This window comes from Clostridioides sp. LIBA-6822 (genome assembly GCF_056688955.1).
This window is the reverse complement of sequence record NZ_CP196995.1, coordinates 1,849,046-1,870,493: the sequence shown is the minus strand read 5'-3', so window position 1 is coordinate 1,870,493 and position 21,448 is coordinate 1,849,046. Positions and strand designations below refer to the sequence as shown.

At 25.3% G+C, this 21,448-nt stretch carries 21 protein-coding genes, 1 pseudogene and 1 CRISPR repeat array; of the genes and pseudogenes, 8 read left to right on the top strand and 14 right to left on the bottom strand.

The features are described 5' to 3' along the window. Positions 1 to 7: 7 nt before the first annotated feature. The 6 genes from ACTG48_RS08930 to ACTG48_RS08905 form a co-directional block, all read right to left on the bottom strand. Entirely contained in the window at positions 8 to 823 is an 816-nt protein-coding gene (locus tag ACTG48_RS08930; RefSeq protein ID WP_479918637.1) for a TraX family protein, read from the bottom strand. 11 nt (positions 824 to 834) lie between these two features. Then, positions 835 to 2,238 carry a sensor histidine kinase gene (locus tag ACTG48_RS08925; RefSeq protein WP_479918636.1) on the bottom strand — a complete coding sequence of 468 codons (1,404 nt, stop codon included), beginning with the start codon at positions 2,236 to 2,238 and terminating at the stop codon, positions 835 to 837. 3 nt (positions 2,239 to 2,241) lie between these two features. After that, a complete protein-coding gene (locus tag ACTG48_RS08920; RefSeq protein WP_021384466.1) occupies positions 2,242 to 2,967 on the bottom strand; it encodes a response regulator transcription factor in 726 nt (241 codons plus the stop codon). Between the two features lie 111 nt (positions 2,968 to 3,078). Then, positions 3,079 to 3,828 (bottom strand): ABC transporter permease, encoded by a 750-nt coding sequence (locus tag ACTG48_RS08915; RefSeq protein ID WP_479918635.1) that lies wholly within the window; start codon positions 3,826 to 3,828, stop codon positions 3,079 to 3,081. A gap of 29 nt (positions 3,829 to 3,857) precedes the next feature. Beyond that, positions 3,858 to 4,745: an ABC transporter ATP-binding protein gene (locus ACTG48_RS08910; RefSeq protein WP_021384439.1), complete on the bottom strand. Its 888-nt coding sequence runs from the start codon at positions 4,743 to 4,745 to the stop codon at positions 3,858 to 3,860. Positions 4,746 to 4,757: 12 nt separating this feature from the next. Continuing rightward, the gene (locus ACTG48_RS08905) at positions 4,758 to 5,780 is read right to left on the bottom strand and encodes an ABC-2 transporter family protein (RefSeq protein WP_021384468.1); all 1,023 of its coding nucleotides are present in this window, start codon (positions 5,778 to 5,780) and stop codon (positions 4,758 to 4,760) included. Between the two features lie 261 nt (positions 5,781 to 6,041). Here ACTG48_RS08905 and ACTG48_RS08900 point away from each other — a divergent pair, with 261 nt between their 5' ends. From ACTG48_RS08900 to ACTG48_RS08885, 4 genes are all read left to right on the top strand, one after another. Then, on the top strand, positions 6,042 to 6,290 hold the full coding sequence (locus tag ACTG48_RS08900) for a hypothetical protein (protein WP_021384454.1): 249 nt from the start codon (positions 6,042 to 6,044) through the stop codon (positions 6,288 to 6,290). Positions 6,291 to 6,864: 574 nt separating this feature from the next. Continuing rightward, entirely contained in the window at positions 6,865 to 7,041 is a 177-nt protein-coding gene (locus ACTG48_RS08895) for a hypothetical protein (protein WP_009889562.1), read from the top strand. A 1,277-nt stretch (positions 7,042 to 8,318) separates the two neighbouring features. After that, the gene (locus tag ACTG48_RS08890) at positions 8,319 to 8,627 is read left to right on the top strand and encodes a hypothetical protein (protein ID WP_479918634.1); all 309 of its coding nucleotides are present in this window, start codon (positions 8,319 to 8,321) and stop codon (positions 8,625 to 8,627) included. 415 nt (positions 8,628 to 9,042) lie between these two features. Continuing rightward, the gene (locus ACTG48_RS08885) at positions 9,043 to 9,363 is read left to right on the top strand and encodes a TIGR04076 family protein (RefSeq protein ID WP_021384470.1); all 321 of its coding nucleotides are present in this window, start codon (positions 9,043 to 9,045) and stop codon (positions 9,361 to 9,363) included. Positions 9,364 to 10,101: 738 nt separating this feature from the next. Here ACTG48_RS08885 and ACTG48_RS08880 read toward each other — a convergent pair. Further along, complete coding sequence (locus ACTG48_RS08880; protein ID WP_021384445.1) at positions 10,102 to 11,064, bottom strand: PLP-dependent cysteine synthase family protein; 963 nt, start codon at positions 11,062 to 11,064, stop codon at positions 10,102 to 10,104. Positions 11,065 to 11,254: 190 nt separating this feature from the next. Between ACTG48_RS08880 and ACTG48_RS08875 the strand changes: the two genes are divergently transcribed. From ACTG48_RS08875 to ACTG48_RS08865, 3 genes are all read left to right on the top strand, one after another. Further along, positions 11,255 to 11,806, top strand: coding sequence for a helix-turn-helix domain-containing protein (locus ACTG48_RS08875; protein ID WP_479918633.1), 552 nt, complete (start codon positions 11,255 to 11,257; stop codon positions 11,804 to 11,806). Positions 11,807 to 12,788: 982 nt separating this feature from the next. Continuing rightward, the gene (locus tag ACTG48_RS08870) at positions 12,789 to 13,148 is read left to right on the top strand and encodes a DUF3796 domain-containing protein (protein ID WP_021384471.1); all 360 of its coding nucleotides are present in this window, start codon (positions 12,789 to 12,791) and stop codon (positions 13,146 to 13,148) included. Further along, the gene (locus ACTG48_RS08865) at positions 13,148 to 13,351 is read left to right on the top strand and encodes a helix-turn-helix transcriptional regulator (protein ID WP_021384460.1); all 204 of its coding nucleotides are present in this window, start codon (positions 13,148 to 13,150) and stop codon (positions 13,349 to 13,351) included. The genes ACTG48_RS08870 and ACTG48_RS08865 overlap by 1 nt, the downstream gene beginning before the upstream one ends. Positions 13,352 to 13,733: 382 nt before the next feature. Here the strand turns inward: ACTG48_RS08865 and ACTG48_RS08860 are convergent, their stop codons facing one another. The 5 genes and pseudogenes from ACTG48_RS08860 to ACTG48_RS08840 form a co-directional block, all read right to left on the bottom strand. Continuing rightward, the gene (locus ACTG48_RS08860; protein ID WP_021384473.1) at positions 13,734 to 15,350 is read right to left on the bottom strand and encodes a DUF6765 family protein; all 1,617 of its coding nucleotides are present in this window, start codon (positions 15,348 to 15,350) and stop codon (positions 13,734 to 13,736) included. 273 nt (positions 15,351 to 15,623) lie between these two features. Then, positions 15,624 to 16,442, bottom strand: a complete 819-nt coding sequence (locus ACTG48_RS08855; protein ID WP_479918632.1) for an N-acetylmuramoyl-L-alanine amidase — start codon at positions 16,440 to 16,442, stop codon at positions 15,624 to 15,626. A 62-nt stretch (positions 16,443 to 16,504) separates the two neighbouring features. Beyond that, complete coding sequence (locus ACTG48_RS08850; RefSeq protein ID WP_234781106.1) at positions 16,505 to 16,693, bottom strand: phage holin family protein; 189 nt, start codon at positions 16,691 to 16,693, stop codon at positions 16,505 to 16,507. 51 nt (positions 16,694 to 16,744) lie between these two features. Continuing rightward, positions 16,745 to 16,879, bottom strand: a complete 135-nt coding sequence (locus ACTG48_RS08845) for a hypothetical protein (RefSeq protein ID WP_479918631.1) — start codon at positions 16,877 to 16,879, stop codon at positions 16,745 to 16,747. 422 nt (positions 16,880 to 17,301) lie between these two features. Beyond that, positions 17,302 to 17,484: pseudogene (locus tag ACTG48_RS08840) on the bottom strand (hypothetical protein); the annotation flags it as partial. Between the two features lie 24 nt (positions 17,485 to 17,508). Continuing rightward, positions 17,509 to 18,390: direct repeats of the CRISPR family, unit length 29 nt; unit sequence CTTTACATACCACTTAGTTAATATAAAAC. A gap of 744 nt (positions 18,391 to 19,134) precedes the next feature. Between ACTG48_RS08840 and ACTG48_RS08835 the strand changes: the two are divergent. Then, positions 19,135 to 20,412 carry an amidohydrolase family protein gene (locus ACTG48_RS08835; protein WP_021384438.1) on the top strand — a complete coding sequence of 426 codons (1,278 nt, stop codon included), beginning with the start codon at positions 19,135 to 19,137 and terminating at the stop codon, positions 20,410 to 20,412. Positions 20,413 to 20,686: 274 nt separating this feature from the next. Here ACTG48_RS08835 and ACTG48_RS08830 read toward each other — a convergent pair whose 3' ends face one another. Both ACTG48_RS08830 and ACTG48_RS08825 read right to left on the bottom strand, forming a co-directional pair. Next, positions 20,687 to 20,947, bottom strand: a complete 261-nt coding sequence (locus ACTG48_RS08830; protein ID WP_021384435.1) for a hypothetical protein — start codon at positions 20,945 to 20,947, stop codon at positions 20,687 to 20,689. Between the two features lie 164 nt (positions 20,948 to 21,111). Further along, a complete protein-coding gene (locus ACTG48_RS08825; RefSeq protein WP_479918630.1) occupies positions 21,112 to 21,348 on the bottom strand; it encodes a response regulator in 237 nt (78 codons plus the stop codon). Positions 21,349 to 21,448 lie beyond the last annotated feature (100 nt).

The following is a 21,448-nucleotide window of genomic DNA, read 5'->3' as shown; positions in this document are numbered from 1 at the left end:
TTTAAAATTATATTAAATATATCCCTAAAATATACAACACATATATATGGATTGGATAATATAAATAAAATAAATATTTCATACTCTTACCTTTTTCCCTATTGTAAAGCAACATGAAAGGTAGAGAAGCAACCATCATCCATTGGTAATTTTGTAAAGTAGAATTTTTTAAACTAAAATCTCCATTTGCCATTGCTATAAATATAAAGATACACATTAAAATATAGCAAATACTTAAATTAAGCTTCTTCCCTCTACACAAATAAAAAATAATCCCAAGTGTAATAAGAATCGGTCCACCTTCTACTAAAAATGGTACTGGTATTAAAGTCATAAATAAAGCTAGAATCTTATTAACTGATTTGAAAAGTATAGTTATTGTAAATATTCCTAATATTATAGGAGCTATTATCATCAATAACCCTATAATAAGATATTTTACTTCTCTTTCTTTTCTAAATTTCTTTATAAATTCTATTGCTTGTAAATAAATTGCTATCAAAAATAATGTTGAAAAAATATTATTTATAATTATTGCCCCTTCTGGATGTGGAAACATATTATTAATTATTTGATTTCCTATTGCCATAATAACAGACCAAATATACAACCTAGTTATGTACTTTTTCCTGTTACTAGTATGATAAAATCCTTCCACTGCTATAAACGTAAATAAAGGTGCTGATATTCTACCTATCCAATGAAACCAAATAGGTATTTGCATTGTTTCTGGCATAAATGCTGCTATATGGTCAAATGTCATAAATATTAATGCCAATATCTTAATAGTAAATCCATTTATTCCTTTTTTTAAAAAATCCATATTATCCTCCCCTAATTTTGATTTATTTCTATAATAATTTCTGTACCTACTCCAATTTTACTATTTACATAGATATTTCCTTTATGAATCTCTATTATCTCTTTAGAAATAGCCATCCCAAGCCCTGAACCTTTATGCAATTCGCCTGTATTGGTACCTCTATAATATTTCTCAAAAATATGTTTTAAATCATTTTCACTTATCCCAACTCCACTATCTTTTATTATAATTTCTATATTATCTTTTTTTACAATTTTTATCTCTATCAAAACATCCTCACTATTATGAACTATTGAATTAAATATAAGATTGGTTATGGCCCTTCTTAACAAGATTGGGTCTGCATGTACTTCTATTGAATCTTCACAACATTCAAACTCAATATACCTGTTTTTATATCTATTATCATTTAAAATATCCACTATTATATTTCTAACCAAACCAACTAAATTTATTTTTTTCTTATTCAAAACTATATTATTATTTTTTAGTCTAGTAGATAAATTTAGGTCATCAACCAAATCTTTTATATACTTAGACTTATTGTATATAATTTCCGTATACTCTCGTAACTCATCTTCTACAAACTCATAATCTTTGTCATTGATTATTTCTGCATATCCTTGTATAGATGATAAAGGCGTTTTTATATCATGTGTTATATTTGCTAACCATTCTTCTCTTAATTCTTCATTTTCTTTTCTCTCTGCTTCATTTATTCTCAAAGTATCAGCCAGCATATTGATATTTGCAAAAACTTCTTCATATATACCTCTATCTTTAAGATATAAACTATAATTTCCATTGGCCATAGCCTCAACACTCCATAATACACTTGATATTGGTTTTGTAAGCTTTCTACTAAATAAGTAGCCAACACCCAATGCGACCATTCCATCAATCACAAGTGTTATAATAATGATTTTATTTAAAGTTTCTTTAATACTATCTTTAGAATAAGTTAAAATTGTTCTTGATGTATCTCTACTAGGCATTCCAATTATTATATTTAAATGTTTTTTGTTTAGAGTTTTTTCTAAAACAAAATTAATGTAATTTGTTTCTCTATACTTGTAATTATTAACCATCTGAAATGGTGTATATTTTTTAGGAGTATCCTTTGGAACATTTATTCCATATACTTCTTCACCTGAATCATTTAAAACTTGTATCCAAGAATCTGATTTTTCTAGTTTATCAATTCCACTCTTTGCTAGCCTAAGCTCTCCATCTTTTTCATACAAATCTTTTTCAAAAGAACGTGCAAATTTTTCAGGATTATTTTTAGAATCCACAGCTTTAAAAAAACTATTAGTTGAAACAACATACAGTATAGAAATGATATTTATAATAACTACTGATATAACTACAAATACGATTGTGAGCATAAAGTTTCTAGTAATCTTCCATCTCATATTCTAATCTTCCTTTACTGCCAATTTATATCCAAGACCTTTTACTGTCAAAATATATTCTGGTTTTGAGGGATTATCCTCCAATTTCTCTCTAATTTTTCTTATATGGACCATTATAGTATTATCAAAACCAACATAATCTTCTCCCCACACCTTATCCCATAACCTCTCTTTACTTATAATCTGATTTTGATTGTGTGCAAATAAAGATAATATTTTTAATTCCTTTGCAGATAATCCTATGGACTGCCCATCTTTTATAAGTTCTGCTCTACTTTCATTTAATTTATATGGTCCAAATGATATAATTTTTTCTTTATCATTGTCTAAATTCATACTTCCATTTTGGCTCTCATTAAAATAACTTAATCTTCTTAAGTGAGCTTTGACCCTAAAAGCTACTTCCTTAGGACTAAACGGTTTTGTAACATAATCATCTCCTCCAATTGCAAGCCCAAGTAATTTATCTAATTCTTCCGTTTTAGCTGATAAAAATATTATTGGAGAAGTAGAGATTTTTCTTATTTCTTTACAAATATCGTAACCTTCACCATCAGGTAGCATAATATCTAGTATAATTAAATCAGGGTTAATATTTTTAAATATTTCTAACCCTTCTCTTCTAGTTTTTGCTGTATATATATTATTAAAACCTTCTTTTTTTAATACAGTTTCTAAAAGTTTTAATATTTCTACCTCGTCATCTATTACTAAAATACTATTTTCCATAAATAACCTCCTATGATAATTTACTTATATATTAGCATATATTTTCTCTAAAATTTGTTTATATTATTTTAAACTAAACTAATATACAAATAAAGTCACTATTATTTTTAGTTAAAACCTTTCACTTGATGTAAAATTTTTATATGTTATTTTAGTTAATAGTATCATTAATATAATTGAGATTACTATGGATAAACCAATCAATGTGCTTGGGACATTATATCTAACAATTTGTTGGCTCATCATAATCCAGTTTGGAGTTACTGACATAAATTTTATGGCTTTAGCTGGAATAAAACCTACGCTAAAATATGGTATTGCCATTATTAATCCACCTAGTATAAATGGTATTATAGATGATTTAAATATAGAGGAAAGTGTTAAACCTATTTGTGCAAATATAAAAGAAGCAAAAACAGTAGTTACTATAACAATCAGATACATTTGTATTACTGTAATATTAAAATTACTATTTCCAAAATACCATAAGTTTTTAATTGGCTCATCTAAATGTTTAAAGTCAAAAAAACTAAATCCTCTCATTCCTACTAATAATACAAAAGAAATATTAATCATAGATAAAATTAAACCACTAGCCATTATTTTTGATAATACTACTGATTTCTTACCATTTTTAGTTGTATTTATTAAACCAGTCAGGTTAGAATCATATTCTTTTGTATAATTTCCAGAAGTTATTATAAACATTACCAAACCTATTAAAGGTATAGACCCTTCTATTTTATAAAATATATCTGCATACGTATCTAAAACATCAAATTTTCTAATAAGAACAAACCCAAAAAGTAGTAGAAATATCCAAATCATCCAGATACTCTTTGATTTTAGTATTTTTATCATTTCAGATTTAACTAAATATATCATTTATACTATATCTCCTTTACATTTTCTAAATCAAAATAAAACATATATACATCTTCAAATCTTGCTTGAACTTGTTGTGTATTAGTTTCAGTTGGAATATCATCTGAAACTATTCTAAGTACTATTGAATTAACATCACTTTGAATACTTATAACCTTATACTTAGACTGAATCTTATCAATTTCAGCCTCATTTTTAACTTGAATATTATATACTTTGTTTTCCATGTGCTTTAATATTTCTTTGTGTGTTCCTTTCATTAGAAGTTTGCCATTTTTAATCATTAGGGTTTCTTTTGCAACTGATTCTATATCTGAAATTATATGAGTAGAAAGAATTATTATCTTATCCCTAGATATTTTGGCTATTAGATTTCTAAATCTAGCTCTTTCTTGTGGGTCAAGACCTGCTGTTGGTTCATCAAGTACTATTATTTTTGGGTTATTTAATAAGACTTGCGCTATACCAACTCTTCTCTTCATACCGCCAGAAAATTTTCCTATAGCCTTATTTCTTACATCATAGAGTCCTACTAATTCTAATAACTCATCTATATTCCTATTTAAATCTTTTCCCTTTAAACCTTTTAATGCCCCTATATACTGTAAAAATTGTTTTGCTGTAAAGTTTTTATAAATTCCAAACTCTTGTGGCAAGTATCCTAAAATATTTCTATAATCATCATCCATCTTAAATATATCCTTACCATTATAGAGAATTTGACCATTGTTAGGTTTTATCAATGTTGTTATTTGTTTCATTAAAGTAGATTTTCCTGCTCCATTGGGTCCTAAAAGACCATAAACTCCATTTTCTAGAGTTATTGTAATATTATCATTTACTACTTTTTTACCGTATATCTTTGAAAGATTTTTTATTTCTAACTTATTCATCTTAACTCTCCTTTATTTACTTATATAATCTGACTTTATTACTAAGAAACATAATGACATAGCACCTACGAATATTGCTATCAAAAACCCTATTGATAGATTAACAATATCTATATGCATTTTAAATATCATAATCTCTCCTAAATAATTTCCTATTATTTTATTAAATCCAAATATCAAATCATAATAATTTACAGTAGAAATAACTAAAAGTAATTTTTTAGGTAATACATGAATTACTGACATTATCTTAGTTATAGCTATAATAAATATAAAAAAACTTATTGATGATATTGAAGATTTACTTATAAATGAACCTAATATGGCTATCATGGCCCATCCTTCAAACATTAAAAGCTCGATACCTATATTTGATATTACGTAATTTATTATACTTGGATTGGATTTCAAAGTAGCTATGTTATCTACTATCCTAAAAGCTTCCAAATCTCCGTTAATTGGTATACCTTGTTGAATACAAGTTATAATGAATACTCCAATTAAATAAACAGAATAAATTATTAATGGAATTAATAAAGCAACAACTATTTTTGATTTTAATGATTTTTTCTTCTCTTTTGATGAGAGTATAATATCTCTTACTGAACAAACCACCTCATCTATATAAATATTTGATATAATTATAGCGATAATAATTAATATACCTATGTTTATAAGTGTATTTGTAGCTCTATAATTAAACACTTTCCAAAAATTAATGTCTTTATATTCATTCACTCTTAGATTATAAAGCTTGTTATTTGACATTGATTTAATTCTTTTAGAAAATTCATCTGTATCTGTTTGATTTGAAAGCTGTTTTAAAATATTAATCTTATTTTGAAATTTATAATTGCCTATATCACTACTACTTCTTATATCTTCTATACGCCCTCTTTCTTTATCTATATAGTAATTTTCTGTTTCTAAAACAGGCTTAATAAAGATATTGATTGATAGTATTAGCATTAGTATTCCTATAGATATAAACATGCTTTTAGATTTAATCAGTTTTTTTATTTCCCAATTTATCAATATACTAATCCTCCTAAATTATTTTGATTACACATATATATTAAAACTTAAATCTTATATCAATATAGTCTTAACCTTAAATAAAGCTTAAATTATTTGATTTATCAAAAACTCCTCAGAAATATACTTTTAAATTGGCTATTTTAGAAAGTAGTTTATAATACGTTTATTTTTTATTGTAATCTTTTAGTTTATCTTTTTTATAATAGACTTGCTATACTTTTATTAGTAGAATTAAATTTAAAATAAGTTGGTGATTATATGAGAAGTATAGATACTTATACAAAATTGAAAATAAGCTTTTTAGTATCCATAAGCATGTTTATGATTGCTGCTGCATTTATTATTTTTAGGGGAAACTATACATTTTCGATTATTTTTACTCTTTTTGGTATTTTTATTGATTGGAAATTTTATCGCTGTCCAAACTGTAATCATTGTTTAGATTCAAGAATGGAACTTTTAAAGAGTGGTACTTATTGTCCTTATTGTGGAAAGATTATTAAATAGCAATTATTTTACTTTGTTTATTTAATATTAATTAATAGCATTTATTCTATGTACATTTCTTGTTAGATTATAAAGTTTTTTAATATGTTAAAAAGATATAAAGAATTGTAACGCACAATTCTCTATATCTTTTGGTGTTTATAAATACTTTATATAACTTTTTTATCACATATATCTTAAAATTTTTGCTAATAGTAAAATAATTTTTCTATTTTTTTATTTATAATATTTTATCTAACGCCTTTTTACATTTACTCATTTAAACAAAAACTAGTCAGTTTAACCAAACAATTTTTAATTTAAATAATAACAGATATACTCATTTATCATTAGATTTTCTTTTTTAAAAAACAAGTATAAATTTATAATAATTTTCATTTTCAAACAAGCATGTTGAATAATAAAGCAACTTCTAGTATTATATATTTGTAGAATAAAACTAAATTGGTAAAACTAGGAATATTTAGTTTTATAGAGTTATAGGAACTAGTACTAAAAAATTTTATAAGTTTTGTTATTTGATTACTAAAATACAATTTTTATTTTTACTAAATTTTTTAGGGGGATGAATAATATGTTTATTGGAGAAATAGACAAATGTACACATATATTAACTGCTTATATAAGTAGTTCATATGATTATTGTAATTTTTTAGATACACAGTTAGATGATTTTATATCAGAATATGGAGAAACTGTAGTTGAAACATGCTTACATCAAGTTTTATTGTTAGTAAGTCGATATAATTAAAATTAAGTTTTTTCTAGGAAAACCTTTTTGGATTTATCTACCTTAATAAAGATATAATTTTTTCGTACTTTATAAGTAACTATAACTTCTATTAAAGTAAAGATGTATTGGGAGTACATCTTTACTTTTTTATTAAATAAGTTAAAAGCATACACTATAAAAATGAATCATCCAATACAAATTGCACATTCCTTATATCTAACTTAATGTATAAGCATTATTCTATACATATACTCTGTAATATCATCAAATATAGTTCTAAATTTTTACTATTTTATACATTCTCTATAAATCCTATAAATCACATTTATAAAGCCCCCTAGTATGTTTAAACCATCTATAAAATAACACCAATATTTAGAATATTCAATATCAACTGCGTAACTGGTCAATAAAAACGTATAACTAGACAAAATTCTTATCTTTTCTTTATGTTTATTTATTGTTTTTACGAATTCATCTATTTATAATTAATCTAAGACAATTTATTTGTTTTATTTTATTAAATTAGTATGGTGTTAAAAATAATTTACTACCTAATTTTTCATATAATAATACTGTTCTTTATTTCTTATCTTCCTTTTAAACTATTGAAATAGTCTTCTAACTCATTCACTTTCTTTTAAAAAATATTAAAAAGGTTTTTAAAGTAAAATAATAAATATCTAAAACTGGAAAGCAAAAACTAAAAATAATTCTAGATGATTAATAAATTTTTATACATTATGCCAGTATAAATCCCATGATTCGTTCCTAAATCACCTACACATGAAAATTCTTCATTGTAAAGTGGTAGCTTTATATTGATAATCTATTTTTAATACTCCATTTTGAATTAATAGTAACATGAAAAACATAGCTATTAAAACAATAGTTATCATTTTTTTATTTTAATATGTTATCATTAAAGCCTATTACATATTATTTGTAATATTTTAGACACTCTTTATACTTATTCTACTGCTATACTTTTATTAAGAAAAATAAATTCTATATGAGTTGGTGGTTATTTATGAAAAATATTTTAAAGAGTTCTTTTCGTACTATGCTAGGTTTTTTTATTGGTGCCCTTTTGTGTGTATCTTATGAATTTATTGTCACAAAAGAAATAAGCTTTTATACAATTAGGATATTTACTTTTTTATTTGGTGGAGTGCTTATAGGTAGCCTAATACGCATAATATTTTATTCTTTAAACAAAACAAGTAGGTAACATTAAATGACTATTTTTTAAAACTTTCACATTAACAAAATATATTTTAAAGAATGTGTATACTATGAATTCTTGGAGCATTGTATTTTTAGGTTATGGAATAACATTTACAATAGCAATTACCATAAGATATTTAATTAAACGTAAGTCCAATTATTGTAACAAAAAATATTTAGATAAATTAGAATTAAAATATGAAAATATAGATAGAGAAAAAGCTAATAAACTAGAAATGTTTTATCACTATTTAATAGGATTCGAATACATAGTAATGGGTTTATTAATAAGAAAATTTGAAACTGCAATAATATTAGTATCTATTATAACAATAGTGTCATATTATTTAATTAGGAAAAAATATATTGTTTTATAAACTTTAAATTTATCAAAAAGGAGGTAATAACTAACTCTAGTTGTTACCTTCTAATTTATCTATTAAATAAAAACTTCTAATTTGATTTTTTAAAATTCTCTCATATAATTATTTCATGCAAGCAATTCCTAAACAATATAAATATATTTTGTTATATTCTTATCTAAATTTCTATATTGAATATGAACCCTGAAGTACAAATATTTGTTTACCTAAGTCTGGCTCTAAAGTAAAACTTCCATATTTTTTAAATGCTAGTTTCTTTCCTGTTGTTATAGTCTTCATGCCCATTTAATCCCCTCTTATAATAAAAACACTATCCTAAATGTTAGTACTTTACTTAAAAGTAAGTACTTGTTTAAATATAAAATAGAACATATACTTATATAAACAAATCTATAAGGAGATGACTTTTATGAAAAAGTGTAAAATAGAAGTGATAAAAACTACATTCCATCAAGATTTAGCAGATAAATATGGCTGTAAAGGTATTGGAAAATGTCCTATGCATAAAGTAGGAGAAGTATTTTTTGGAGATTTTGCTAAACCCAAGAAATTATGTGATGAAGCATGGAAGGCGATGTATCAGTATGTATTTGCTTTATCTCATGGTAGTGAATTATTTTACTATGGAGATTGGATAGATAAGGAAGGTATTGCTATATGTTCTTGTAATGATGGTATTCGTCCTGTTATTTTCAAAATTGAGAGAACAGATGAAGAATCTGAAATGTAATATAAACTTGTTATATAAGAACTTATAATTTATAACTATTACATCAATATTATAGTATTAGTCTATTATTTTGTATGATTATTATTGTAAGATAAAATACACTTATACTAATAATTAATTATAACATCTAATAAAAAATAGATGTTCTACTCCTAATAATATCTATTTTTTATTAGATAAAACAGGCATAAAAAAAGTAAATAATCATGAAGGTCTATATAAACTCACATTAATTTATTAACTTAATTATTTTATAAGCCTTTTATCTAGCTAAATTTATATACTTTCATATTGCCACAGTATAAATCTGATTTAGAAGTTAATGTCTTTCAAAAACTAATTTACATCTACAGGATGCCTTTTTTTAGTTAGTTATATAAAAATCTTTTTAGTAATTTTTTTACTTAATCTTTACAACAGTTTTTATTATTCTTATCTTTCTCATAAGTTCTAATTATTTCACCAAAATTTGAACATAAATATAAATAGATAAGTATATTGTATAGTAATACCTTTATTCATAACTTTATGTAACCATCCTCAGACTAAGTCAATAGTTGCAATATATACCTCTCTGTAACTTAAATTCATTTTCCAATATTTTTACTATTACACTTATAATATTATATATTTATAAAATAAAAAGCATCTCCTTTATAATTTCAAAAAATTATATTGAGATACTTTTTATAATTTAAATCTATATATTTAATTTAAGAATCAATCGTTCTAATATTATTATAATTCTTCATATAAATCAGTACTTAAATATTTTAGACCACTATCATTAAGAGTTAAAACTATACTTTTCCCTTTTTCTGTACTTTTTAATAGCTTAATTGCTGCACATACATTTGCACCAGAAGAAAAACCTGCAAATACGCCCTCTAATTTAGCCAATTTTCTTGCCACATCAGTTGCTTCATCATCTGTAACTTGAATATATCCATCAATAAGTTTTTTGTCTACTAGTGGCAAATCCATAGAGTAACCTCCACCTTGTATTTTATGCCCTTGGTCAGTTATTTCTTTACCTGAATAAATTGCTGCCGTTTCAGGTTCAACTACATAGCATTTAATAGAAGGGTTGTGTTTTTTAAGTGTTTTTGAACAACCAGCAAAAGTACTACCACTTCCAAGAAAATCTACAAATACATCGATATTCCCATCTAATTGCTCCCACATTTCTTCTGCTGTATAACATTCATGTGCATGGTTACAAGCTTCTAGATTGAATTGGTCTGCTCTAAATGCATTTCTTTCTTTTGCTATTTTTTGAGCCTCAATTTCTACAAGTGCTAAATCTTCACCAGATACTTGTCCATGAACTGAATTTGGCATTTGGTCTACAAGAACTACTTCTGCCCCTAAAGCTTTCATCATTCTTGCTCTTTCCATAGAATTTCCTTTTGACATACATGCTATAAATTTATAACCTTTACATGCACAAGCTATTGCTAATCCTGTTCCTGTATTACCACTTGTTAATTCCACAACTGCTTGACCTGGAGCTAATAACCCTGCATTTTCTGCTTCTGTAATCATCTGTAACGCTACACGGTCTTTTTTACTGAATCCTGGATTTAAATATTCCATCTTTGCATAAATTTTGCCTTCAACTCCAAATTCCTTTGTTATTTTAGACAAACATAACATATGAGTATTGCCTATAGCCTCTGTAACATTGTTAAGTACACGCATTACAATTCCCCCTTAGTTTCTCAACTATCATCCGTTGAAAAGCAATCCTTTATGCAGTATAATTTATATTACGGATGTGTAGTATATTTAACGTTCGTTATATTATACCTTTGTAAATTATAAATAACGTTAAATAAATTATACATTCGTAAATTATATTTGTCAATAATTTACATTTTAAGGAGTTAATATGAGTATTAATACTATTATTGCTAAAAATTTAAATAGATTACGTAATGAACGTAACCTAAGTCTAGGTCAACTTGCCGAATTATCTGGTGTAAGTAAAGTCATGCTATCACAAATTGAAAAAGGTGACTCTAATCCAACAGTAAATACAATTTGGAAAATTGCAAGTGGACTAAACGTTCCATATACTGCAATACTTGACCAACCTCAAAATGAAACTTTCATTGTTTCAAAAGCTGATATAGATGTACAAGTTTCAGAAAATAAAGATTATCGTCTTTATTGTTATTATCCCAATACACCAATTAGAAACTTCGAGTTATTTCAAATGGAATTAGAAGAAGGTCATAGTTACACATCTGTTGGTCATTCTGAAAAATCACAAGAATACATTATGATTTTAGAGGGGCAATTAAAATTAGAAGTAAATGACTGTATTTATAAACTTAAAGAGAATGACTCTATTTGTTTTTCAGCTGAATCAGTACATACATACCATAATAAAGGGGAAAAAACACTGAAAACAGTAATAATAAATTATTACCCAGTTTAGAGAAGTTGTTTAAGAATCGGATAATGATTCCTTATACAAAAAGATAATTCCTGTTAAATAGGACTTATCTTTTTTCTTTAACATTACAAATTTATTATATATCTTTACACTTTTATTAATTATGTTATAATAATCTTATATAAAAGTTTTATATTTTTGACAAATGGAGTATGAAGTACTCCTTTTTTCTTTTATGTTACTATGATAAACATCTAGTTAACATTAATATGTTATCATGTAAAATAAATACAAAATGTCTCTTATATGTACATTTTATTGTTGTAATAATGATTTTATGTATATATTTCTCACAATTGGAGTGCTTTTGCACTCTTTTTTAATACTTATTATTATTGCTTATATACTGTTTGCTTATCTTTTTAAAATATACCTTTACTAGCAAAATATATAGATTCTTCAAGATTCAATTTTTATATTATTATTATAGTTATCAAAAATACTAAATATAGCTAATGCACTTTTATTTTTTAATTCTTTTATATATTCTAGATGGATTTTTAGCATATTTTTAATAAAATTATAATTTTTTTCTTTTAATATAAATTTAATTGTAATAACTATAAAACATATATCTCTATAAATGTTTATTTTCAACGTTTTACACTTATATTTTTTTCCTAAGTTAATTGTCAGTAAAATATTTTATCCACATATTTTATATGAATTCCCTACATCTTATACATATAATTATCTCTCGTATTTTAGTATGATAATTTTGGTTCATTTTATTGTTACAACCTTTACTATAGTTTTATGTATTTCTTTTTAAATAATAAAAAAACTACTTATTTTATTAATAACATAAATAAGTAATGTTTATAAAATATTTTACTATACACCATTTAATATTTTATTTTTATGCAAAATTTATTTTTTATATTGTCAACATTTATAAAATGTTATATATTCTTAACAAGAAGTTAAAAATACATCACATTTTATAATATAGGAGGAATTATTAATGAAAAATTTTAAAGAACTAAATAAGCTTGGATTTTTAGGATTCTTAGGTTTTCTAGGTCTAATCGGTATATTATATACTGGTGAAATACATACTATTAGCTTCTGTGCATTTTTTGTTTTTTTTAGATACTTTAATATAATGCCAGATGAATTATTTAAAGAAAATTTAAGAAAAGCAGCAACTCCAGCATTCTTCTTAACACTTACATCATTATCGGCATCTATGATTATATCTATTGTTTCACACAAAAGTTCTAATATAGAAAATGGACTAGGAATTAGTTTTTCTGTAGCAATGATTAGTTTTATAGGAATTTTTGCATACTTACAGCATATAGAAGGAAAAGGATTAGAATAATGATAATTCGTTCAAAAACTAAGGAATACAGAGCAAGGTATAATATGAATCAAGAAGAACTTGCATCATTAGTAGGAGTAAGAAGAGAAACTATTGGTAACTTAGAAAATGGAAAATATAATCCTTCATTAAAACTAGCATTTGATATTGCTAATGTATTTAATGTAAGTATAGAAGAAATTTTTGAATATATAAAGGATTAACAACTTAAAGCAAGAGAATTGTAATAATAAAAATATAGTTCTCTTGTTTTATTTTACAAAAAAACATATTTCTAGTTTTATTATTTTATTTGTAATATTTTAGATACTTTTTATACTTATGTTACTGATATACTTAGATTAAGAAAAATAAATATCATATGAGTTGGTGATTACTTATGAAAAATCTAAATGCTTTATTATGGTATATATTAGGTATATTTCTCTCATGTTTTATACTATCATTGCTATTTGGAAAATTGCTATACCTAGTTTCTTATATACCTACACTCTAAAAGGTAGCAACTGAACAATAGTTGTTACCCTTTAATCTATCTATTAGATAAAAATTTCTAATATGGCTTTTAAACATTGTCTCATATAATTATTTCATACAAGCAATCCCTAGACAGTCTAAATATCTCTTGCTATACTCTGAACTAAATTTATATACTGAGTATGAGCCCTGAAGGGCAAATATTTGTTTACCAGATTCTGGTTCCAGAGTAAAGTTTCCATATTTCTTAAATGCTCTTTCTTCTCCTGCTGTTATAGTTTTTCCTTTTTTAGTTAAAAAAGTTATTTTACCTATTGTTCTAGCTGGTATAGATAAACCAGTAAACCATCCTATAGAACCACTTATTTTAATTATGTAATCATCTGTATCTAAATCCATAGATACTATGCTACCTCCAAAAGGTTCTCCATGTAGTTGAGTTTTGTATTTTCCATCATACACAAACTGTATAGCATCAACTATAAAAGCTCCTCTAAGTATAATCTTTGTTAATTTATTTCTATTTTTAGCAAATTGGTTGTCATCAAAAGTCTTGAATTCACAATATTCACTACACATTTCATCTAATTTCAATCTATTTTCTTCTAAGAAATTATTTACATAATCTATATGTTTCTTGGCTACTAGATTAAAATAATAATAGTTTGTTTTTTGCTTATTAGAAGATTTTTCAAATTCATTTTTCCATTTGTTTTTATCAAATTTATCTAAAGAACTATATCCTAAAGCTTTTATTGCTTTTTTCCATGCATCTGACTGGTCATCTTTTCTAGTTGTTATTACTTTTTTAACTTCTGTTTTCTGATTTTCTGTTAAACTCTCATATTGATTTAGGCTAAAATCAGTACCATTCTTAATACACTTTAGTGCATATACCATTTGACAAAATGCTTTAAAGAAATTATCTTGATTATTTTTTTGTACCTTCACTTTATCATCAGTACAACTCCAATTTGGAACATATCTGTAATTAAGATATCCATAGTCTGGTATATGACCCATTCTTCCATGTCCAAGATATGCAATTCCTTCATATCCACCAACTCCAGGAGTACCAGAAACATTAATAGCATGCCAGCTACCATTACGATATTCTTCTGCTTTAGTCCATTTAGTTTCTTCTATGTATTTACTTTCTTCTGCTATAAATTCTTTAACATCATTAATATACCATTCAGGTCTTCCAATAAAATACATGTGTGCCCATGTATCTGCAAGTACATGCATTCTCATTCCAATAAATTGTAATTTATATTCTTCAGTACTATGAAAATAGATAAGGTCATTTATAATAGCAGACACAGTCTCACTATTTGGTAAACACATTAATCTAAATCTTCTTTCATCTCCATCTTTAAATTTCCAGTTTGTTGTAAATCCTGTGCTTTCTTTAACTCCATTATAGTTATATTGGTTGTTTAAATTTCCAGGTAAAAAATGAAATGGTATCCATACTTTTCTTATTTCATTCAAACTATCAAGATTCCATTTATAACCCCATGAAGTAAAGTCTGCATAATATTTTTCAAATTCTAAAGTTGTCTGTACTGTAGGGAGTGTAAAATTTACATCTTCAAGAATCATACTCTTAGTTGATTCATCCACATATTGAGCAGAATAAGCTATTGTATTTGCTTCAGAATCATTATAGCCAGCTATTTTAGCTGCAAGATATGTACCATAATAGTGAAAATCTAAATTCATAAAATCACCTCTTAATTTTATTAAAAAAAATTAAATATATATTTATTTATATATGTTTATCTTTATCTTTAATAATAAATAAAATTTTCAAAATATTCAATATTTTCAGTCTAACTTGTCATCAAAAGTGTATAAATGGTCAAAACCCATGTTTTTTTCTAGAAATATGTGTTTTTATAATTTTAATAATCACACTTATAATTAAAAGTGCATAAAATTATTTTAATATAAATTCTTCTTCTCCGCATATATATTTAAATAAATATTTATAACTTACAATTTTTCTTTTATAAACTCTCTAGTTCTATCCATTGTTGACCATACATCATCAGAATAAATCTCTGTGAATTTTTCTCCTGTAGTCTTACCCAACTCTTTCATCTTATTGCAAGCTATCCCGCCAATTACATACAAATTTTGTGTTCTATATGGTTTATAGTCTTCTATATCTATAACTAGATAATTTTCTTTTGCTCTCTTATAATATAATCCTAAGATATCTGCTGATACCTTATCATCTCCACTATATACTATTGTATGTTTAAACATCTGCTTATCCTCTGAATTATCATTTATATTTTTATTTAATATTCCTTCTGCTATTAACTTTGCAATCGTATTTTTATTTTTAATATAATAATCTGTATCTGCTTTGCTATCTACAAAACATACTTCGATTAATATTGCAGGGGCTTTGGTATGACTAAACCAATAAAGACCTCTTACATCAGATTTTGCACCTCTATTTTTAAACACTATTGACAATTTTGAATTAACTTTCTCAGCATATATTTTACCATTATTAGTTTTATATATCGTTTCTGTACCCATTGTATCTAGAGTTGTGTTATTTGCATTAAAATGAATTTGTACTGCTAAATCTACGTCTTGTTTGTTCGCTATTTGACATTGTTCAGATAGATAATTATTCGATTTATCTATCTTCCCAGTATATACAGTTGCTCCACCTTGTTTCAACCATTTAACAATTAAATCAGTTAGTATTCTGTTTTCTGCTCCTTCATCTATGTAACCAACTGCTCCTGTTCCTTTACCTGTTAGTGTATGCCCTGGTACTATTGCTATTTTCATTGTTTTTTCCTCCTTTAACCATTTGTAAGTTTGATTTATACCTATTGATATACCCCAATAAATTACACCTTGTAAAACTCAGTAGCATTTAATTCTAACATTACACTGAAAAACGTATCAAGTATTAATAACACTGCTGGAATATACTTGTTATCTAACTGTTTATACTTCTTACAACCAATTCGTAAAACATAAGGAGCCGCAACTAAAATTAGTAAATGCTCGGGTATGAAGTTTACTAAATGATACATTTCTTAACATCTTAATTAAAATGTTCCTCTCTGTATTGCAAATATAAAGAATCATACAAGAGTTATAATCATTTTACCAATCAGCAACTTTAACATACTTGTAAATGTGTTTAAATTCTCACACAATACTTTTAATTTATCTATTTCATCATTATTTTTATTTATTGTTATCTCATATCGTTTCAAGTTTTCTTTGAAAAATTCTTAATTCATGAAAACCACCTTATTTTGTATTAAAATAAGACTTAGAGATTATCTAAACCTTATAAAAAAATTTCTAGTATTAATTTTTATTCATTAGAATATTGATTTTTATACTCTAATAGCTATCCACTCAACATTACTTAGAGTTTGAGAATAATCACTTGTTAATTTATATGTAAATCCACTATCATTAAGTGGAACTTGAAATATCTCACCTGTTTTGCTTTGATAAATTTCTCCAGCAATAGTAGCAGTATAACTAGAATAAACATATACATAATATTTCTTATTAATATAGCAAATAATAAAAAATTAGGTGTGAAGTTTAAAGAAACATTTAAACTCGCATAACCACCAAAAGAATTACAATTACTTTTTGCAAATTTTGCACGTTTAGAAATTTCCGTATTTAACTGACTTATAGAATTATTAGCATAAGTTAATTGATTTGTTAAATTCTCAGTGCTGGTATCTCCACTCTCAATAGATTGTTTTATCTTTTCTGGCAATTCCACTAATGTATTGTTTAGACTTGATTCAATATTTTTTAATACTAATATATTTATGATAGATGTTTTACTATTTATCAATCCATATTTAATTTTGCTTGAATTTACATACCAATTAGCTAATATAAAACCTTTATTAATTCAAGAAAATTCATTTTATTTTGAATCTTTACATACCACTTAGTTAATATAAAACTTGTCTTTGAAAAAGAATTAAGCGATATTCTGAAAGACTTTACATACCACTTAGTTAATATAAAACTATGGGGACGACCAGCTTTTAGAGACTGCTTCGGCTACTTTACATACCACTTAGTTAATATAAAACGGGGTTTAAATTTGATTTATTTTTATTCTGGTACGCCCTTTACATACCACTTAGTTAATATAAAACTTGCTAATCAGAATTAATAAATTTACATATTGTTTAACTTTACATACCACTTAGTTAATATAAAACCTAGTTTTTCAATGCCATACTTAGTCGGAATGATTGCCTTTACATACCACTTAGTTAATATAAAACACTAGATATAATAAATTTAACTTTTGGAAGAAAAAACTTTACATACCACTTAGTTAATATAAAACGATTAAGCCCCGCAAAAAGGCTCGAATCTCTTATGACCTTTACATACCACTTAGTTAATATAAAACTCATTACATTTCCAGCCACATCTTTTAGACCCGAAACTTTACATACCACTTAGTTAATATAAAACTATTATATTATAAAATAAAAAGTTAAAATTTTCCACCTTTACATACCACTTAGTTAATATAAAACACGAACAGTTTTTTCTATTCAATGTAAGCAGAATCTTCTTTACATACCACTTAGTTAATATAAAACGAACTAGAACAACAACAGATAAGTATGCGACATTTCACTTTACATACCACTTAGTTAATATAAAACTTATTTTACTTCTATAATTTTAGATTTTTTTAAGCCCTTTACATACCACTTAGTTAATATAAAACCCCAAAATAAATTGAGCATTTTCAATACTTCAATCCACATAATTTTTTTAAAATTGCAGTGACCGACCAATAGTGTTTTTTGACACTTCATAAAAACTTCTATAGTGCAGTAATTTCAATGACTACAAGCAAACCATCGAAAAAATCGAACACTGCAAAACTTTTATATTTTCATTATATCATAAATAGATTATTTTTTAATAAACTATGAAAAAATTTTGCACTTGTTATAAAATATAATTAAATAATCCTTTTAAGTTAAAAGATGGTGTTCTTATGTATGTTAAATTAGACTTCATAAGAAAAAAGATACTGAAAAACATTTAATTAAAATCGACTATAAGCAACAATAAATTTGTTACTCCAAACAATATCGCTGTAATTGATAGATACATCAAATACTTAGGAGATATAAAAATAACTATGAATAGATATTCTCACATTTTAGATGAAATAGATAAAGAAACATCTGAGAATATAAACAATGTTCTCTTCAAATAATGTTCAGTTTTGTGTCAGTCAAATATCAGTTAACGTCATATTTTTCTTAAATATCAGCCAAATGTCAGTGATATGTATCTTAAGATATACTACTAAACAACTGTCTTTCACTACTATTTAATATTATATAATAGTATTTATATCTCAGATTTGATATAATACATATGGTAAAATTTTAATTTATAAAACCAAAAATAACCTACATATATTAAAATTAACAAATTTGAAACTAAGGAGACTTATATGTTAAAGGCAATAAAAGGAAATATAATTTTCACAAAAACTTCAAACACTTTCACAGTACTTGAAAATAGTTACATTATACTGGATAAAGGCAAGGTAAAAGGAATATTTAAAGAAATACCTAAAGAATATAATAATCTAGAAATTGTAGATTACACTGATAAACTCATAATACCTGGCATGAATGACCTTCATTGTCATGCATCTCAATTTAAAAATCTAGGAATGGCTATGGATAAAGAACTTCTACCATGGCTTGAAACTTATACATTTCCAGAAGAATCAAACTATGCAGATATAGAATATGCCACAAAAATGTATAAAAAATTTGTAAAAGAAGTTTGGAAATCTGGAACTACAAGAATAACTGTATTTGCTACAGTGCATAAGGAAGCTTCTATGAAACTTATGGATATATTTAAAGAGGTTGGACTTGGAGCATATGTTGGTAAAGTAAATATGAACATGAATTGCCCTGACACCTTATTAGAAAATACTTATGATTCTATTGCTGATACAGAAGAAATTATAAACAAATACAATGATACAGATTCTATTGTAAAACCAATAATAACTCCTAGATTTATACCAAGCTGTACAAGTGAACTTTTAAAAGGTTTAGGAGATTTATGTTTAAAGCATAATATTCCTATACAGTCACACTTATCTGAAAATCATGATGAAATTGAATGGGTTAAAAGTTTAGAGCCTAAATCTAAATTTTATGGAGATGCCTACAATAGATATAATTTATTTGGTCAGACTCCTACACTAATGGCTCACTGTATTCATTGCTCTCAGGAAGAAATAGATTTAATGAGAGAAAATGATGTTATGGCAGTTCACTGCCCAGCTTCTAACTTTAATGTTGGTAGTGGAGCTATGCCTATTAGAAAATTACTTGATAATAATATTAAATTAGCTCTTGGTTCAGATATAAGTGGTGGGCATACCTTGTCAATATTTAAAGCTATAGTATCTGCAATACAGTTATCTAAATTATATTGGGTAAATTCTGGTAAGAAGTGTAATTTCTTATCTTTATCTGAAGCTTTTTATATTGCAACTAAAAGTGGAGGAAGTTTTTTTGGAAAAGTTGGTAGCTTTGAAGAAGATTATGATTTTGATGCATTAATTATTGATGATTCAGATTTAAATCATGCCGATTATTCTATACTTGAAAGACTTGAAAGATTTATCTATGTTGGTGATGATAGAAATATCATTCATAGATATGTATGTGGACAATTAATTGAAGAACCTAATATAGAATTATAACAAAAATTTTAATTATATGAAATTTATTCATATAAACTGTTTGATTTACATAACTACTATGAATAAAAGAGTATCTTTTAAACCTAAAACTATAGGTTAAAATATACTCTTTTTTAGCTTATTTATAAATTTTAGTGAGTGTAACATCTCTTCACTAATATAATTTTCTTTGCTATAATCTACTCTTCACATTTAAGATTATCTATATTCATCTAGATATTGAGCAAGATTACTTATACTCTTATAGAATTAATAACTCTTTTTATAAGTAATCTTAAGCTTTACTTTTGTTGTATGCTTTACATACACTAAGTATTAAGATTGAACCTATAACCCCAAGAACTATTCTACTTATTAAAAACTCCACTGGCACATCAAATGCAAGATTCCCCATCCTATCTCCAACTTTATTTTCTATTACAGCGTTTATAAGATTCTTACCAGATATAATAGATAATGCATTGGAATTTGTTAAAAGAAATATTATTGGAATAAAAATATATAGTAAGTTTCCATTTATATTTCCAATAAACATACCTACACATGATACAAATAATACTGACGGTATTAAAATAAGTAGTATTGGTTTTACAAGAGTTTCAAAATCATTAAATTGAAATAATCTATTGTAAAAAATAAAACTTATTGCAATTACAACTGTAACTGTTAAAAGATATGCAACTGCTATTGTAAGACTTTTTAAGCAAAAATAGAAATATTAGATTCATTCCTTATCATTTCACAAACTACAAAACCATCTATCTTTGGCATAAGTATCTCTACTAAAATTAAATCAAAGTAATTTTTTTTGAACTTTTCAATACCATCAAGCCCCTCTTTTGCTGTTATAATAGTGTATCCTGTATTTTCTAAAAATGTTTTTATTATATTTTGAATATCTATATCGTCTTCTATAACTAATATCCTTTTTGACAAACTTATACCCCATTTCTATATCTATAAATTTTAGATTGCATATTTAGATTATATCTTATCTTTATGTTTTTAATGTGTGGTATAAAGTTCATACCTTAAG

What these genes read in the sequence shown, in the direction of transcription:
- ACTG48_RS08895 (WP_009889562.1), top strand. Translation starts at nt 6,865, where the DNA reads ATGTTTATTGGAGAAATAGACAAATGTACACATATATTAACTGCTTAT.
- ACTG48_RS08865 (WP_021384460.1), top strand. Translation starts at nt 13,148, where the DNA reads ATGATAATTCGTTCAAAAACTAAGGAATACAGAGCAAGGTATAATATG.
- ACTG48_RS08855 (WP_479918632.1), bottom strand. Translation starts at nt 16,442, where the DNA reads ATGAAAATAGCAATAGTACCAGGGCATACACTAACAGGTAAAGGAACA.
- ACTG48_RS08910 (WP_021384439.1), bottom strand. Translation starts at nt 4,745, where the DNA reads ATGAATAAGTTAGAAATAAAAAATCTTTCAAAGATATACGGTAAAAAA.
- ACTG48_RS08885 (WP_021384470.1), top strand. Translation starts at nt 9,043, where the DNA reads ATGAAAAAGTGTAAAATAGAAGTGATAAAAACTACATTCCATCAAGAT.
- ACTG48_RS08890 (WP_479918634.1), top strand. Translation starts at nt 8,319, where the DNA reads ATGAATTCTTGGAGCATTGTATTTTTAGGTTATGGAATAACATTTACA.
- ACTG48_RS08870 (WP_021384471.1), top strand. Translation starts at nt 12,789, where the DNA reads ATGAAAAATTTTAAAGAACTAAATAAGCTTGGATTTTTAGGATTCTTA.
- ACTG48_RS08900 (WP_021384454.1), top strand. Translation starts at nt 6,042, where the DNA reads ATGAGAAGTATAGATACTTATACAAAATTGAAAATAAGCTTTTTAGTA.
- ACTG48_RS08830 (WP_021384435.1), bottom strand. Translation starts at nt 20,947, where the DNA reads ATGTTTATTGGAAATATAAATGGAAACTTACTATATATTTTTATTCCA.
- ACTG48_RS08835 (WP_021384438.1), top strand. Translation starts at nt 19,135, where the DNA reads ATGTTAAAGGCAATAAAAGGAAATATAATTTTCACAAAAACTTCAAAC.
- ACTG48_RS08920 (WP_021384466.1), bottom strand. Translation starts at nt 2,967, where the DNA reads ATGGAAAATAGTATTTTAGTAATAGATGACGAGGTAGAAATATTAAAA.
- ACTG48_RS08925 (WP_479918636.1), bottom strand. Translation starts at nt 2,238, where the DNA reads ATGAGATGGAAGATTACTAGAAACTTTATGCTCACAATCGTATTTGTA.
- ACTG48_RS08875 (WP_479918633.1), top strand. Translation starts at nt 11,255, where the DNA reads ATGAGTATTAATACTATTATTGCTAAAAATTTAAATAGATTACGTAAT.
- ACTG48_RS08880 (WP_021384445.1), bottom strand. Translation starts at nt 11,064, where the DNA reads ATGCGTGTACTTAACAATGTTACAGAGGCTATAGGCAATACTCATATG.
- ACTG48_RS08915 (WP_479918635.1), bottom strand. Translation starts at nt 3,828, where the DNA reads ATGATAAAAATACTAAAATCAAAGAGTATCTGGATGATTTGGATATTT.
- ACTG48_RS08930 (WP_479918637.1), bottom strand. Translation starts at nt 823, where the DNA reads ATGGATTTTTTAAAAAAAGGAATAAATGGATTTACTATTAAGATATTG.
- ACTG48_RS08850 (WP_234781106.1), bottom strand. Translation starts at nt 16,693, where the DNA reads ATGTATCATTTAGTAAACTTCATACCCGAGCATTTACTAATTTTAGTT.
- ACTG48_RS08860 (WP_021384473.1), bottom strand. Translation starts at nt 15,350, where the DNA reads ATGAATTTAGATTTTCACTATTATGGTACATATCTTGCAGCTAAAATA.